The organism is Sphingomonas sp., from assembly GCF_965200105.1.
Taxonomy (GTDB): domain Bacteria; phylum Pseudomonadota; class Alphaproteobacteria; order Sphingomonadales; family Sphingomonadaceae; genus Solisphingomonas.
The window spans coordinates 587900-602471 of the sequence record NZ_CBDATN010000003.1; the positions used below are offsets into that span (position 1 = coordinate 587900).

Genomic DNA, 14572 nt, shown 5'->3' on the forward strand with positions numbered 1-14572 from the left:
CGCCTCAGCCCGCGACGGCGATGACAAACCTTGCCCAACAGCTCGCCCGATGCGGCGGCCTGGTGCGCAGCCTTGGTGTCCGCGAGTGCGAAGGTCCTGGCGATGACCGGCTTGATCCCGTGTGCGTCGATGAACTCGACCACGTCCTTGTAGGCGAACGCGCTGCCCACCGCCGTGCCGCGGATCGCTCCACCCTTCATCATCAGGAAGACGAAATTAGGCGGCGTCTCGGCGTGGTCAACAGACCCATGAAGGCGATCTCTCCACCGGGCGCGAGCGCCATGATCGACTGGTCGAGCGCCGAGCCGCCAGCCGCATTCATCACCCGATCGAAGCCGCCGGTCCGCTGAGCGCCAATTTTACCCCTATCCGCTTGCGCCCGGTAGTTGATCGTGTCGGACGCGCCGAGGGCGCGAACCCTCTCGGCCCCTGCCGGCATCGCTGGTGGTGGCAACGACCTCGACGTCCGTCGCTCGGGCAAGGCGAACAGCGCGACCGAGCCAGTGCCGGTGACGAGCACCTTGTCGCCTTTGCCGATCGGGTTCCTGTACGGCCGGTCGTCGTTCAGCGCGGTCCACGCGGCGAGAGCCGCGCGCGGAAAGCTTGCGGCTTCGCGGAACGACAAGGTCCTAGGCACGGCGTCACGCCCCAGCCTCGGTCCGGCGCCGGCGGCGCATCGGCCCAGCCGCGAAAGTAGAGGGCGGTGACCTTGTCGCCGACCTACCAGCCATCGACATCAGGGCCGAGCGCGTCGACCTCGTCCGGGCCGCCGGAGATCGGGATGAAGTCCGCCCCGGCCGCGCCCAAGGTGCCGGCGACCAGCAACTGGTCGCGTGCGTTCAACGGCACCGCGTGAACCTTGACGCACAGCTCGCCCGCACCCGGCTTGGGCATCGGCACGTCTTGCTGCACCAGATTCATCCAGCGACGTTGCGCCCGCTCTGACTAGCCAACATTTCATGACTGCATACCTTCCAGCCTCGATGAGAGCTGATGTGGCGCGCGACCGTCTTATGATAAGAGCCGCTGAATGGCACAGTCACATGAATGATGATCAGCAATGGATCGCGTCGACCTTATTGATCTGATGGCGTTCTCGGTCCTCGCCGAGGAAGGGAGCTTCCGGCGCGCAGCGACGAAGCTCGGCGTGTCGCCCTCGGCGCTGAGCCATTCGATGAGCCGGCTGGAAGCCAAATACGGGACTGCGCTGTTGCTGCGGACCACGCGAAGCATCGCACCGACCGATCCCGGATTGGAGCGTCTGCAGCGACTGAAGCCCGCGTTCGACGAGATCGATCGCGGCTTCCTGCAGCTTGCCGGACGGAGCGGCCGCGTTGCCGGCCACGTGCGGATCAACGTCCATCGTGACGCCGCGGGTCTGCCGATCCTGCCGAAGTTCCGCGATCTGCAACGGGACTATCCCGAGATCAGGGGTCGAGCTGTTGCTCGACGATGGCATCGCCGACACCGTGGCCGCAGGGTACGACGCCAGGCATCCGCAACAGCGAAAGACTGGCCAAGGACATGATCGCGGTCCGGCTCAGCGGCGAGCATCACAGCGCCGGGATCGCGGTCCCGTCATACCTAGAGGAACGGTCACCACCCGAGGTGCCCGAAAACCTACATCTTCATCGCTGCATCGCCTACCGCCACGTCACGTCACGTCACGTCACGTCACGTCACGTCACGTCACGTCACGTCACGTCACGTCGAGGATCATCCAGCGGTAGTTGTTCGCTCAAGGTGATCAGGCGCTGGAATTGGCGATCGATCCGTGCCTGATCGTCGATGACCCCAACATTGCCGCGCGCGCGGCGAGGCAAGCGGTAGGTCGGTGCTACTTGTTTCGTGAGTCGGTTGCGGATCAACTGAAAACCGGCGCATTGGTCGAGGTTCTGAGGGACTGGTCGGTGCCGTTCGCCGGCGACTTCCTCTATTATCCGAGTCGCCGGACGCTCTCGGCCGCGATGCGGGTGGTCATCGATCGCTTGCGTCCCAGACATCCGAGTTCAAGTGTGAGAGGCTGGCTATTTAAGGGAGTGCCAGCCTTCGCGCGTCAAGGATCGAGATACTCCCTGTAAAATCCGTCGAGGCATTCGACGGCTTGATCGACATACTCGTCCTTGTCGTACAGTTCGTAATGGCCGGCGCCTTTTATGACGAGCATGTCCTTCTTGTTCGTCGCCCGCTCGAACAGCAGCTTACCATCCTCGAACTGCAGGGTCGTCCCAAGTCTGCCGCCTACGATGACCTGCAGAGGTTGGGTGAGTAGTTCCCCGACGAGGTGGAAGGCGTCGAAGCTCATGAGCGGCCCGAGGCTGCGGAAGTTGCGCCGGTTCGTCCGGGTCTTCGCCGGGCGGCGCTCGCTGTAAAAAGCGACGGCGTCGAGCACATCCGGGTCCATGATGCCGACCGCCTCGGCCTCTTCCATGCTGTCGGGAATCCAGGGATCAAGCCGTGCCGCGCCGCCACGCGCCTCGCCCGTGCGCTGCTTCCCCACTGCCTTCAACGTATCAGCGACAGCGGCCGCCGAGAGCGACTCTTGTCGCCGCGCCCTGCCAATGTTGACCGCCACCACGGTTCCGACGGCCTTGAAGCGGTGCTCGGTCAGCGCGGCGTTCACGGCATAGCCGCCGCCTGCGCAGATGCCGAGCAGGCCAACCCGTTCCTCGTCGACAAAGGAGAGAGTCATCAGGTAGTCGACGGCGTAGCGGACCTCCTCGACGCGGGCGGCCGGGTCCTCTAAGTCTCTGGGCTCTCCGCCGCTCTGCCCCTGGTAGGACGGGTCATAGGCGAGCGCGATGAAGCCTCGGTCGGCCAGCTTCCCTCCCCAGACCGCGCCGATCTGTTCCTTCACACTGCTGCCGGGCGTGACGATGACGATGGCGGCGTAGGTCCGCATCTCGTCAAATCCGTCCGGCAGATGCAGCGCGGCAGAAATCTCGATGGTGCCGCTTTTATACGAAACGTTTCTGGTCGCGCTCGGCACTTTCTCGTCACCCATGTCGCGTCTGCACCTGGATTAATCGTTCGGACCTCGGTTGGTTCACACTAGGCGCCTGAGCTGCCCGCTGCGGTCTTCCCGGCTGGCCCATGACCATTAGCGGGTATCGCGCGTCTTAGAACGACGATGGTGGTCTGAAGCTATGACCTTGCACGGCTCGTGCTGAACAAGCCCAGCTCGTTCGATTACGCTTTCGGCAAGCATGGGCAGGGGCACGGCATGCCGTGTGATCAGTTGCGATCCGGCCAAAATAGCCTCCGTGTCGAGCAGCCCCTACGCCAAGTGGATGAAAACCACAGTGAAGGTCATGCTGAGCGCCTACTTGCGCCGACATCGGGCGGTTCGCCGGACGTCGAGCGGCATGGGCGCGACGCTATCGCGCCGCCATCGCTACCGCTTGATCGACCATCGTGCTAACGAACGCCTCGTCCAGCGGCTCCTTAGACATCCAGCGCCGGTAAAAGAGCGGCCCCACCAGCGCGGCGACTACGTCGGCGGTGGCGACCGCGGCCTGGTTCTCGCGTCCTGCCCGCGCGCGGCTGATGACGGCGGCGAACGGCGCCATCAACCGCCCGTGCCATTCCCGCTGCATCGCGGCGACATCAGTATCGCGCTCCGCCGTGTCGACGATCGAGGGGTACACCGCGCTCCAGTTTGCGGTGCGCAGCTGATGGACGAGACCGGACGCCAGTGCGTGCAGGTCGCCGCGCAGGCTGCCCGTGTCGGGCGCCTCGTGCGGGCCGCCTAGCTGGGAACAGGCGTCGATCAGCAGCGCCGCCCGCGTCGGCCAATGGCGGTAGATGGTGGTCTTCGCCACGCCGGAGGCGCGCGCGACCTCGTCGATGCTGACCCCGCCCAAGCCGCTGCGCGTCATCTGCCGGTGAGTCTCGGCCAGAACCGCTGCCCTGGATCGCTCCACCCGCCTGTCCGGCGACCGACTGGGATGTACCACTCACCCACACTCCGCTTGACTATGATCTTCACAACGCTACCGTAGCGTATTGGAACAGCGCCTACACTCCTATACCAAGGATCACCCGAACCATGAACCGACTGACCGGCAAGAGAGCCATGGTGCTGGGTGGAAGCCGCGGGATCGGCGCGGCGATCGTCCAGCGGTTCGCCGCCGAGGGCGCGGCAGTGACCTTCACCTACGTCCAGGCCGAGGACCGCGCCGTTGCGCTGGCGTCGAGCACAGGCGCCCAGGCGCTTCGGGTCGACAGCGCGGATCGGGCGGCGCTGGTGCGGGCGGTGAGCGAAGCGGGGCCTCTCGACATCCTGGTGGCGAACGCCGCGACGGCGGTGTTCGGCGACCCGCTCGCGGTGGACCCGGACGCGGTGGACGCGATGATCGACATCAACATCCGCGCGGTCTGGCACGCCTTCGTCGAGGCGGCGCGGCACATGGCGGAAGGCGGCCGACTGATCGCGATCGGGTCGGCCAACGCGGACCGGGTGCCGACGCTGGGAGGCGGTGCCTACGCCATGACCAAGGCGGCGCTGGCGGGGCTGGTCCGCGGGCTCGCCCGCGACCTGGGCGGCCGCGGCATCACCGTCAACGTCGTTCAGCCCGGCCCCGTCGACACCGACGCGAACCCGGCGGAAGGCCCGTTCGCGGCCAAGCTTCACGGCTTCATGGCCATCCCGCGCCATGTCCGCGCCGACGAGGTCGCGGCGCTGGTCGCCTGGCTCGCCAGCGCCGAGGCGGCGATGGTGACGGGTTCGACGCAGACGATCGACGGCGGTTTCTCCGCCTGATCGAGTATATCTCACGGTCCTCAGACCGCCTTCTGGTGGGCGCGATCCACGCTCGGCCGGTCGTGCTCGGAGACAAGCCTGAAAGCGGGCATCTGTTCACTCATTCTGTCCGCATCTAGAGTTGGCGGCGGCTGAGCTTGCACGCCGTGCGGCGCACACCTCCTTCAAGCATTCGCGTAGCCAGCGATGCGCCGGGTCGGCGTCGCGGCGAGGGTGCCAGAGCATCGACACCGCTATCTCCGACATCGCGAACGGCAGCGCGAAGCTAGTCATCCCCGTCGCTTACCCGGCGGCTCGTTCCGCTAATTCCGTCGCTCGCCATGTCTCCCAACGCCGCAGGAGGTAGGTGATTGGACACGACGGCATCTATTTTCACCAGCACGTCCCGGGCGGCGGGCGATAGCTGCCGGTCGCCGCGCAGCGCGACCCGTTGCGCGCCCAAGACGATCGCCTCCAGCTCGGCCGGGGTCAGCATCAGCGGCGGCATGTCGTACTCTTCGGCTAAAACAGAGCCGAGGCCCGCCTCGCCCGCGATCGGAACGCGTCGCCCGATCAGGTCGGCGATGTCGCGGTAAACGGTGCGAAGAGAGATCTCCAGCTCGCGTCCCAGAGACGCGGCCGTGACCGGCCGCGTCGCACGACGCAGGATCTGGATGATCTGGAAGAGGCGGTCGGCACGCCGCATGCGGCCTTTCACCTTCTTGCCGGCGTCATAGCCGCGTGGGCCGCCCGCCTCGATGGTCCTGATGCTCTAGCTGTCGATCACGGCCGCCGACGGCATCGGCTCGCGTCCGGTTCTGGCCCGATCCATCTGCACGAGGTGGTGGTTGAGCCCCTCCAATCCACCGCCGTCGCGCAGCGCCCCGAACCAGCGGTAGACGGTGCGCCAGGGCGGGAAGCTGTCGGATGGCAGCCGCCAGGGGCAGCCCGCCCGCAGGACGTAGAAGATCGCGTCCAGCACTTCGCGCCATCGCCATCGACGATGCCGTCCCCGGTCGCGAGGCTTGGGCAGGAGCGGCGCCACGACCGCCCACTCCGCGTCGGTCAGATCGCTTCCATAGCGTAGCCCCGCCCGGCTATGCCGGGCGCCGGCGGCCAGGTCCCACATGATGTCTTCCAGGTTTGGTCTCGCAACCGACCGGAACCACAGCGGAACCCGATCGCCCACCGTTACGCCAGTATTCTGATACGGCCTCTAAGAACGAATGGTTTATCGGGAAAACGGATCAAAGGGCGCGAGAAAGGGGCCTCTCCCTCGCTGCAGCAGCGATCGGCCTGCACATCATCCATCAGGGCAGCGGCTATCCGGATCGTACGGGCCTGCGTCATTCAGGCGACAACATTGGCAGCCCCGATCCGTCGCTAGATCATCTTCCCGGCTCGAATCCCGACGCCTGGCTGGGCCGCCAAGGTCAGTCCATCTGAAAAGGACCGGGTGCCAGCGTTGCGGTGCCGTTTGCGCCGTATAGATCAATCCTTCGGCGCCGCTCTTACGAGCGCGATCCGACACGTTCCAGGTGAGGGACGAACACCATCGGCTAGCTGCGGTTGCCACTGGGTATCGGAACCTGATCGGGTAATCCCCAGCGAACGCGATGGCTTTCGTTCCTGATATCCAAGACCCGCGCCATGCCGATCTGAAGCTTGTGAACGACACGGAATGGATCGCCGGATTTGATGTAGCTTTCGACAGCCTTCCATGCCCACTCCGGCTTCGACGACACATAGGCGCGGGTTGTCCGTCGTATTGGTAACGACCCTGGGGTGCGGCTGCTCCCCCCAGCACCCGGCCCGCATCGCGCGCGCACATGACTCGGAAGAACGCTCCTTCTACATAAGCGAGGTCGCACCGCTTATCCTCGCTCATCACCCGTTCGTCGGCTTGACCGTAGCATGGGAAGCCGCTTCTACACGACCGAGCCTTTGCGAAGACGAAGCCGAACGGGGAGGTCCCGGTACGATTAGGCGAGACCAGCACTGACGCCGGGGTGGGACGCGAGCTTGTGCACCGCGGTTTGCAACTTGGCGTTTGCGACACAACATTCCACTCGTAGGTAGCGTATCTGAGGATTGCCCTTGTCCACTCTCGTAGCCCCGCTGAAGCTTCGTGTCGCCGTGCTCGGCGTTGGCAACATAGGCAGCACCTTTGCGTTTCAGCTGGCCCGTGCCGGCGGCCACGACGTAACCGTCATCGCGCGGTCGGGCTCGGTACGGCTGGAGCAGCTGCGGCGGGACGGGGCGATCGTCGACGTCAACGGTGAACGGGCGAATGTTCACGTAGCTGATGAACTCAATGAGCACGTACCGTTCGACCTGGTGATTGTCACGCTCCTGGCGCATCAGGTGGATTCCGTGCTGCCGATGCTGCAGCGAAGCGCGGCGCGATGCATTCAGTTCATGTTCAACACCTTTGATCCGGAACGGCTGCGTGAGGCGGTCGGCCCCGACCGCTGCGCCTTTGGCATGAACTTCGTCCAGGCGACGTTGGACACGGCCGGCCGGCTAAAAGCCGCCGTCGGCGCGGGCGGGCAGAAGACCTTGATGGATCAGCGGCGGTGGGCGGACCTGTTCAACGCCGCCAAGCTGCCGGCGGCGGTTGAACCCGACATGACTTCGTGGCTCCGCTGCCACGTCCCGTTGTGCGTCGCATTTGAGAGCGTGGCAGTAGCGGGCGTCAGGCGCGGCGGCGGCGCGTCATGGCGGGAGGCGCTCACCCTCGCGCGCGGCGTCCACGCAGGCTTCGGGCTCATCAGGAGCCTAGGGCGACCGATCTATCCTCGAAGCAAGCGGATGATCGACCGCTCGCCGGCATCGGTTCTCGCGGTCGTGCTCTGGTCCATGTCGCGCGTCCGATCGTTCCGGGAGCTGTTGGCAACAGGCAAAGCCGAATGCGCGGCGCTGGTCGATGCCATGATCGCCGCCGCACCGCCCGGTGACGCGTCAGTCGATACGTCGGCGATCGCGGCCATGAAGCCCTTGTGAGGCTTTCCGGAACGAGCGGCGACGGGGTAGCGAGAGATCTGCGCGGTTGGTCGGCGACGATCGCCGTCCACACCACCGTTGCCGCTCCCTGCGGGATTGTTTTTCAATGATAACCCGAGGTCGGATCGGAGCCTGCCGCTCGCCGTTTCTCGATCATGCGCTTGACGATCGCTGTCTCGACTGCGCTCGGATGAAGCGTTGCCGCCCTAACGCCACGTCCGCGTGACGGCGGTCTAATAATAAGGGGTACGCCAGCGTCGAGCGGCTACGGGTATCGCACCAACTGGCTGGCGAGCGCCGGTTAGCCGCAGAGCGCGTCGAGCGTGGTGCTCTTCTCGAACGCGCCAAGGGAGGGCTCGCGATGCGCTGCCGGCGAGCATGATGCGCGTCTACATGCGCGACGCGCGTGGCCAGCCGCAGTTCATCGGCGAGAACCGGATCGACCACACGCCGCAGGGCTCGTCGCTATCGATCGAGACGGGCGATACGTCCGACGTAAAAGTGAAGCCGATCGTCGTCTCGCGCGATCGTTTGCCCGGTGATCGCTGGCGGACGGCGATGCGCTACGAACTCAGCAATGCGAGCGCGCAGCCGGTGACGGGCGACCTCGTGCAGAGCGGCGTCGTCTGGTGGTTCGCCGACACGCGCATCGTCGAGCAGAGCCCGCAGAGCGTGCGCGGTATGCCGACACGGTGGCCTGGTCGATGCCGCTGTCCGCCAACGGCAATGCGGTCGTCACCGCGACGTTCGAGACGCGCGATTGATGTTGGCGCTCGCCGCGTTGATGGCGGCGGCGACGATCCCGGCCCCGCCTCCGACGATCGTCTCGGCCGCACCCGATCACGTCTCGCTGACGGTTTACTGCGATCCCAACCGACCGCCGGGCAATGCCATGGCGTTGCGCCGGCTGTCCGACTTCGCGCTGGTGACGGAGACGCGGACGGCGACGCTGCCCGCTAGCGACGCGGTGCTGCCATTCGAAGGCGTTTTGGACTACATCGTGCCGGTGAGCGCGATCGTCACTGGCCTGCCGGCGGCACGATAGAGAAGAACCGTGATGTGCGGCTAGTCTAGTGTCGCCTGCGGCGCTAGTCGACGGCACGCTCGGCTGTCGCGTGACGTTGCGGCGCACCGATCGCGCCAGCGGCCGGACGAGTGAGGAGGAGGCGACGATCGTCGCGGGCCCGGCGAACGGCGTCGTGCTGCGCACCGCGAACGGCATCGAGAGGCTGAGCTGTTCAGGGCTCGGCAAAGAACTCCGCTATGACGGCGTGCCCGCGGACCTGTCCGCCGAGCCGGTGCTCAGCGTCACGACGCGGAGCCCGTCGCCGGCCACTGCCATCGTGACGCTCGCCTATCTCGCCAGCGGGTTCGACTTGACGGCGAGCTACGTCGCCACGCTGGATCGGAGCGAGCACCGTCGCGACCTATTCGCGTGGCTGACGCTCGCGAATGCCAACGCGCAGGGCTATGCCGATGCCGAGGTGCAAGCGGCGGCGGGGCGGCTCGAGCGCCGGTACGTCGAGCCGATCCGGCAAGCCGCCGCCGGCCTGGAGCTGCTACCGGCTCGGTACCACCACCCCGGACCTGCACGTGCGTGGTGTCGTTTCAACGCCATTCGGGGTCGCGTCGAGCAGGAGACACTCGGCCGCCGGCGCGACCGGAACTGCCTGATCTACCGCATCCGCGGGCAAACCGGGAAGATCTGCGGTGTGTGAATGCGGCTCGTATGAGTCGAGCCAGGACGTCGTGTCAGCCGAAATCGTTACAGTAAAGCCGGCAAAGATACGCAAATACCGCGCTTTCATTGACCCTTGAACAGGTACACCAAGCTAGTTTCTGCCAGTTGCGCGTCCAAGTGAAACGGAATTACAGAGGAGCTCGGCTCAGGCGCATAAGACACTTGACCGCCGGGATCGTCAGCGCCGTGCTGGCCACGGCCATGAGTAGTAGGGCGGTGAAGCTCGCGCCGGAAATGATATGCCGATCGAGGAGAATGCGTGAGAAGATGATCATCACCAGCGCTTTGGTCTGAAGCAGCAGGCCGACGATCGCCGCCGTTCCGCGCGGCCAGTGCAGCAGCCGTCCTGCGATCGCCATTCCGGCGAGCTTGCCGCCGACCGTTGCGAGCAGCAGCAGCGCGGCAGCGCCGGCGATAGCGACGCCCCCGAGCGCCCAGTCGGTTCGAAGCCCGGTGTTGAGGAAGAAGACCGGCATAAGCGTTAGAAGCACCACCTCCCTGAACGCGTCCACCTTTGCTTCCACGAGCCACTCGCGATCGGTCACCACGCCGGCGAGGAAGGCGCCGACCATGAAGTGCAGGCCTGCCCAGTCCGCCGCGGACGCGCTCGCGAGCAGCCAGATCAGCGCGATCGGCCAGCGTTCCCTCTCCGCCAGCCGCGGCATCAGACGGCGGATTGCCAGCGCTGCACCCGCGAACAGGATGAGGAAGGAAAATTGGCGTTCTAGGCGAGCCGCATCGAGCAGGATGATGCCGAGCACAGCCCAGATCAGCACGTCGTCCACGCTCGCGATCCGCAGCACGCGTCTGCCGAGCGGCGAGCGCAGCATCCCGAGTTCGTCCAGGAGCAGCACCAGGATCGGCAAAGCGGTGACGGCGCAGGCCATGCCGATGCCGAGCGCGGCCTGCCAAGTCGAGCCGCTCGTACCGACCCAGCCGCCGTGGCTGATGAGGAGCAGCGCTGCCGCAGTGCCGGCAGCGAGCGGCGCGACGATCGCCAGCGCTGCGGCGACAGCCGTCTCTCGCGCCGCCTCGCGCACGCCGCGGAGATCCAGCTCGACTCCCGCTGCCCACACGAACAGCGCCACCGCCAACGTGGCAATCGCGCCGATCGCGCCCAGCACGTCGGGTGTTAGGATCGCATGGTACCAATCGGGTACGACACCACCCAGCAGGCCGGGGCCGAGCAGCAGGCCCGTCAATATCTGTACCACGACGAGCGGAACAGATCGCCCGATCCGCAGCATGCGCCAGCCGATATAGGGCAATGCGTAGATGACGAGCAGGGCCGGCAGCAGGTCGGATGCGGCGCTCATGCCGTCGCTCGGCCTCCCAAGCCCGTGGGCAGTCGGTGCGCGGCGACGAGCAGGCCGTAGAGTGCGATCGCGACGTAGCAGGCGGCGGGCAGCGCGAGCGCGGCCTGCAGGCCGACGGCGTCCGCGAGCATCCCGGTGAGCGGCGGCACGATCGCGCCGCCGACGATCGCGGTGGCGAGCACGCCCGAGCCCTCCGCGCTGCGCGTGCCCAGGCCCTCGGACGCGAGGCTGAAGATCGTGGGGAACATGATGGAGTTGGCGAGCCCGATCGCGAGCAGCGTCCAGCCGGCGAGGGTGCCTGTCGCGTTCGCCGAGATCAGGATCAGTGCGGCGGCGGCGGCGGCGAACAACGCGAGCACGGCTCCCGGCCGCGCCGTGCGCAGGATCGCCGAGCCGACGAAGCGCCCGACAAGTGCTCCGCCCCAGTAGAAGGGCACGTGCTTGCCCGCCGCCTCGGGTGTCAGCGCCATGACGTCCGGCTGTTCGAGGTAGCCGACGATCAGCGAGCCTATCGAAACCTCGGCACCGACGTAAAGAAAGATGCACAGCGTGCCTAAGGCGAAGCGCGGTCGGGCGAGCAGCGTGAGCGCGTGGAGCACCGACCCCGTCCGGTCGCGCGCGACGTGCAGCCGGTTGCGCCGCGTCCATACAACGCCTGCGACGACGAGCAGCGCCGCCGCCAGCCCGAGATAGGTATGCACCACCGCGCGCGTCTCGGCCGCGCGGTACGCGTCGAGTGCCGCCCCGGTGAGCTTGGAGCCGTCGACCTTCGCCAGCGAACCGAGGATCAGGATCGAGCCGACATAGGGGAAGATCGTCGTGCCGAGCGAGTTGAACGCCTGAGCGAAGGTGAGCCGGCTCGGCGCGGTGGCCGGCGGCCCGAGCAGCGAGATCAGCGGGTTGGCGACCACCTGTACCACGGTGATGCCGGCCGCAAGCACGAACAGCGCGCCCAGGAACAGCTCGAACTTGGCGGACGATGACGCCGGCACGAACAGCAGGCACCCGGCCATCATCATCAGCAGACCGATCGAGGCCGAGCGCATGTAGCCGAAGCGACGCACGATCGCCGCGCCGGGCAGGGAGAACACGGCGTAGGCGAAGAAGAACGCCGACTGGACGAGCAGCGCGCGGCCGTAGCCGAGCGTGAACAGGTCCTTGAGCTTCGGGATGATGACGTCGTTGAGGCTGGTGATCCCGCCGAAGATGAAGAACAGAGCGAACACGAACCAGCGCAGATCCGGCGCGTCCACGCCATGTTCAGCGGCCTCAACCGACATCTTCGGCGTTGCGCCGCTGACCGAAACCGTCATACCGTCCTTCCAACCTCCTTCAGTCGCCGCACCGGTTCATCGGTACACTCGCATAATCGAGCCGTACGTCGGATACAGCGAGGTCCGCGCCCCCGGTTGCCGCTAGTTCAAACGGACGCGAGACCGACGCCATATCGACGCCTCGCGCCGCGAAGCATTTGAGCGGAACGGCAAGTGAGGTCCATTGTCCCATATCCTGTTCGCCGATCTGGTCGCCAATGCGTACTCGCGCGGTCCTGCCTTTGGCGTCCGCCACGCCGATCGTGACATCGCTTCCGGGCTTTGTCGTGGCGCGATAGCCGACCACGAGGCTGATTTCACCGTTGGTTTCGCGTTGGAAATCGAGCGGCTCGGGCGCCTCGATCCGCCATGCGCCGGCTCCCGTCCACGTCAACCTCCGGCTATCTTCCTGAGCGCGGCGATCGACGGCCCGTGCGATCACGGCGCCGTCGAGAGTGCTCGTCCAGCCCTGCGGTACCGCGCCGCGGGAGAAGAAGCGAGTGATCACGCCGGCCTGCACGCCCGCAGGCCGCCGCTCGTCCAGTTGCCCGACGTGACCGGGATGCGCGTAGCTCAGCCCGTAGCCGTAAGCGAACAGCGGATCGTAGCCGGGATCGCGACGGTTCAGCACATATTGATCTGGTCGTTTCGGCCAGGAGAAGCTCAGCCGACCGCGGAAGTCGTAAGGTATCGACCCGTCCGGCTTGCGAAACAGCAGGTCGGCGACGCCGCCGCCCTCGCTGCCGGGCAAGAAAGCCGCAACGAACGCGTCGGCGGCGTTGAGCTCGGCATTGACCCACAGGGGCCGCCCGGAGAGGAAGATGGCGACGACTGGCACGCCTGCCGCCTTCAACCGGCGCAGGACCTGAAGATCGCTCTTGTCATCGGGGCTGTACTCCAGATTTGGTCGGTCGCCCTTGAACTCAGCGTACGGCTCCTCGCCGAAGACGACGATCGCGACATCGGGCTTGGCCGTGAACCGGCCGTCGGGCGCGTAGGTCGCGTGGCCTCCTCCGACCTCCACCGCCTGCTCGATGCCTGACCAGATCGTCTCCGCGTGGGGGAAGGCACTGTTGGGAAGGCCTATGCCCTGCCAGGTGATCGACCAGCCACCGGCTTGGTCGCTGACGAGATCGGCGGCGCGGCCGGCGACGAGAATGTTAGACTGCGGCTTCAGCGGCAGTAGGCCCTCGTTCTTGAGCAGCACCAGCGTCTCGCGCACCGCGCGGCGTGCAACCGCGCGGTTCTCCGGCGAGCCGAGCAGCGCAAAGCGGCCGGCGAGCGGGCGCGACGACGGGCGGCCCTTGTCGAGCGTGCCCGCGCGAACCTTGACGCGGAGGACGCGCGTCACCGCATCGTCCAACCGGCGCATGGGGATCGTGCCCGATCGCACTTCAGCAAGCGTGTTGCGGTAAAGCGCCTTGAAGTCCGGCCCCGAGTACATGAACATATCCAGTCCCGCGTTGATCGCGGCCGGGCAATCCTCGTTGGTGCAGCCAGGCACTTGGCCGTGGCTGTTCCAGTCTCCGACGACGAAGCCGTCGAAGCCCATTCGTTTCTTCAGCACGTCGGTGAGCAGGCTTCGGTTGCCGCTCATCTTCCAGCCGTTCCAGCTCGAGAAGCTCGCCATCACCGACTGCGTGCCTGCCGCCAGCGCCGCCGGATAGCCGCCGAGATGGACGTCGCGCAGCACCGTCTCGGATACGCGCGTGTCGCCTTGATCGCGGCCGCCGGTGCCGCCGTCGCCGAGGAAGTGCTTGGTGGTGGCGATAAGGTGATCGGGACCGAGGAAGGTGGCGCTACCCGGCTTCCCCTGCACGCCGTCCACCATCGCGCCGGCATAGCTGCGCTGCACCTTCGGATTCTCGGAGTAGCTCTCGTAGGTTCGACCCCAGCGATCGTCCTGCACCACTGCCAGCGTCGGCGCGAACGTCCAGTCGAGGCCGGCCGCCGCGGTCTCGCGCACCGTCACAGCCCCGATCTCACGGACGAGTTCGGGATCGCGCGCGGCGCCGAGCCCGATATTGTGCGGGAAGAGGGTGGCGCCGATGATGTTGTTGTTGCCGTGAACCGCGTCCGTTCCCCAGATCAGCGGGATGATCGGACGTCCGTCCGCACGCTTTACCGACGCGTCATAATATTCGTCTGCGAGCTGCAGCCATTTGGCGGGTGGCGCGAAGTCGTCTCCGTACGGGCCGGAGTTGCCGCCGTTGAGCACCGAGCCGATCTTGTACGTCTCGACGTCCTCGGGCGTGATGCTGGCGATATCCACCTGGATGAGCTGGCCGACCTTGTCCTCCACGCTCATCGCCGCCAGCAGCTTGGCGATCCGCGCCTCGACCTTCGGATTCCGCGGGAGCCTGGCGAGTTTCGGCCAGAGCTTGGGGTGTGCGATCGACGCGGGCGGCTGTGTCGCCGGCGCGGCGGCGACGATCGCAAGGGCGGCGATCGGAAGCAG

At 66.4% G+C, this 14572-nt stretch carries 15 protein-coding genes and 2 pseudogenes; 6 read left to right on the forward strand and 11 right to left on the reverse strand.

Going from position 1 to position 14572, the window contains the following annotated elements:
- Window positions 1-38: 38 nt before the first annotated feature.
- The 3 genes and pseudogenes from ACOFKX_RS15780 to ACOFKX_RS15790 all read right to left on the reverse strand — a co-directional run.
- Window positions 39-203, reverse strand: a pseudogene (locus ACOFKX_RS15780) (NAD(P)-dependent alcohol dehydrogenase); the annotation flags it as partial.
- Complete coding sequence (locus tag ACOFKX_RS15785; RefSeq protein ID WP_419828016.1) at window positions 203-520, reverse strand: zinc-binding dehydrogenase; 318 nt, start codon at window positions 518-520, stop codon at window positions 203-205. The gene ACOFKX_RS15785 and the pseudogene ACOFKX_RS15780, both read right to left, overlap by 1 nt.
- A gap of 200 nt (window positions 521-720) precedes the next feature.
- Entirely contained in the window at window positions 721-921 is a 201-nt protein-coding gene (locus ACOFKX_RS15790; RefSeq protein ID WP_419828017.1) for a hypothetical protein, read from the reverse strand.
- 139 nt (window positions 922-1060) lie between these two features.
- Here ACOFKX_RS15790 and ACOFKX_RS15795 point away from each other — a divergent pair, with 139 nt between their 5' ends.
- Window positions 1061-1528, forward strand: coding sequence for a LysR family transcriptional regulator (locus ACOFKX_RS15795; protein ID WP_419828018.1), 468 nt, complete (start codon window positions 1061-1063; stop codon window positions 1526-1528).
- A gap of 166 nt (window positions 1529-1694) precedes the next feature.
- On the opposite strand, the gene ACOFKX_RS15800 is transcribed toward ACOFKX_RS15795, so the two are convergent.
- On the reverse strand, window positions 1695-1868 hold the full coding sequence (locus tag ACOFKX_RS15800; RefSeq protein WP_419828306.1) for a hypothetical protein: 174 nt from the start codon (window positions 1866-1868) through the stop codon (window positions 1695-1697).
- On the opposite strand from ACOFKX_RS15800, the gene ACOFKX_RS15805 reads away from it, so the two are divergent.
- Window positions 1800-2081, forward strand: coding sequence for a hypothetical protein (locus tag ACOFKX_RS15805; protein WP_419828289.1), 282 nt, complete (start codon window positions 1800-1802; stop codon window positions 2079-2081). The genes ACOFKX_RS15800 and ACOFKX_RS15805 overlap by 69 nt on opposite strands.
- Here the strand turns inward: ACOFKX_RS15805 and ACOFKX_RS15810 are convergent.
- Together ACOFKX_RS15810 and ACOFKX_RS15815 are read right to left on the reverse strand one after the other, a co-directional pair.
- Window positions 2057-3004 (reverse strand): alpha/beta hydrolase, encoded by a 948-nt coding sequence (locus tag ACOFKX_RS15810; RefSeq protein ID WP_419828019.1) that lies wholly within the window; start codon window positions 3002-3004, stop codon window positions 2057-2059. The genes ACOFKX_RS15805 and ACOFKX_RS15810 overlap by 25 nt on opposite strands.
- A 373-nt stretch (window positions 3005-3377) precedes the next feature.
- Window positions 3378-3956, reverse strand: a complete 579-nt coding sequence (locus tag ACOFKX_RS15815) for a TetR/AcrR family transcriptional regulator (protein WP_419828020.1) — start codon at window positions 3954-3956, stop codon at window positions 3378-3380.
- 92 nt (window positions 3957-4048) lie between these two features.
- Here ACOFKX_RS15815 and bdcA point away from each other — a divergent pair, with 92 nt between their 5' ends.
- A complete protein-coding gene (gene bdcA, locus ACOFKX_RS15820; protein ID WP_419828021.1) occupies window positions 4049-4762 on the forward strand; it encodes an SDR family oxidoreductase in 714 nt (237 codons plus the stop codon).
- A 265-nt stretch (window positions 4763-5027) separates the two neighbouring features.
- Here the strand turns inward: bdcA and ACOFKX_RS15825 are convergent, their stop codons facing one another.
- Window positions 5028-5447: a helix-turn-helix transcriptional regulator gene (locus ACOFKX_RS15825; protein WP_419828290.1), complete on the reverse strand. Its 420-nt coding sequence runs from the start codon at window positions 5445-5447 to the stop codon at window positions 5028-5030.
- A pseudogene (locus tag ACOFKX_RS15830) lies at window positions 5436-5870 on the reverse strand (transposase); the annotation flags it as partial. The pseudogene ACOFKX_RS15830 and the gene ACOFKX_RS15825, both read right to left, overlap by 12 nt.
- Before the next feature lie 968 nt (window positions 5871-6838).
- Between ACOFKX_RS15830 and ACOFKX_RS15835 the strand changes: the two are divergent.
- From ACOFKX_RS15835 to ACOFKX_RS15845, 3 genes are all read left to right on the forward strand, one after another.
- Window positions 6839-7744 (forward strand): ketopantoate reductase family protein, encoded by a 906-nt coding sequence (locus ACOFKX_RS15835; protein WP_419828022.1) that lies wholly within the window; start codon window positions 6839-6841, stop codon window positions 7742-7744.
- A 763-nt stretch (window positions 7745-8507) separates the two neighbouring features.
- The gene (locus ACOFKX_RS15840) at window positions 8508-8789 is read left to right on the forward strand and encodes a hypothetical protein (RefSeq protein WP_419828023.1); all 282 of its coding nucleotides are present in this window, start codon (window positions 8508-8510) and stop codon (window positions 8787-8789) included.
- Between the two features lie 28 nt (window positions 8790-8817).
- Window positions 8818-9462 carry a hypothetical protein gene (locus ACOFKX_RS15845; protein ID WP_419828024.1) on the forward strand — a complete coding sequence of 215 codons (645 nt, stop codon included), beginning with the start codon at window positions 8818-8820 and terminating at the stop codon, window positions 9460-9462.
- A 151-nt stretch (window positions 9463-9613) separates the two neighbouring features.
- On the opposite strand, the gene ACOFKX_RS15850 is transcribed toward ACOFKX_RS15845, so the two are convergent.
- Genes ACOFKX_RS15850 through ACOFKX_RS15860 form a run of 3 tightly spaced genes read right to left on the reverse strand, consistent with a single transcriptional unit; the run spans window position 9614 to window position 14572 of the window.
- On the reverse strand, window positions 9614-10801 hold the full coding sequence (locus tag ACOFKX_RS15850; protein ID WP_419828025.1) for a cation:proton antiporter: 1188 nt from the start codon (window positions 10799-10801) through the stop codon (window positions 9614-9616).
- Window positions 10798-12114, reverse strand: coding sequence for a sugar MFS transporter (locus ACOFKX_RS15855; protein WP_419828026.1), 1317 nt, complete (start codon window positions 12112-12114; stop codon window positions 10798-10800). The genes ACOFKX_RS15850 and ACOFKX_RS15855 overlap by 4 nt, the downstream gene beginning before the upstream one ends.
- A gap of 19 nt (window positions 12115-12133) precedes the next feature.
- Window positions 12134-14572: a glycoside hydrolase family 3 N-terminal domain-containing protein gene (locus tag ACOFKX_RS15860; RefSeq protein ID WP_419828291.1), complete on the reverse strand. Its 2439-nt coding sequence runs from the start codon at window positions 14570-14572 to the stop codon at window positions 12134-12136.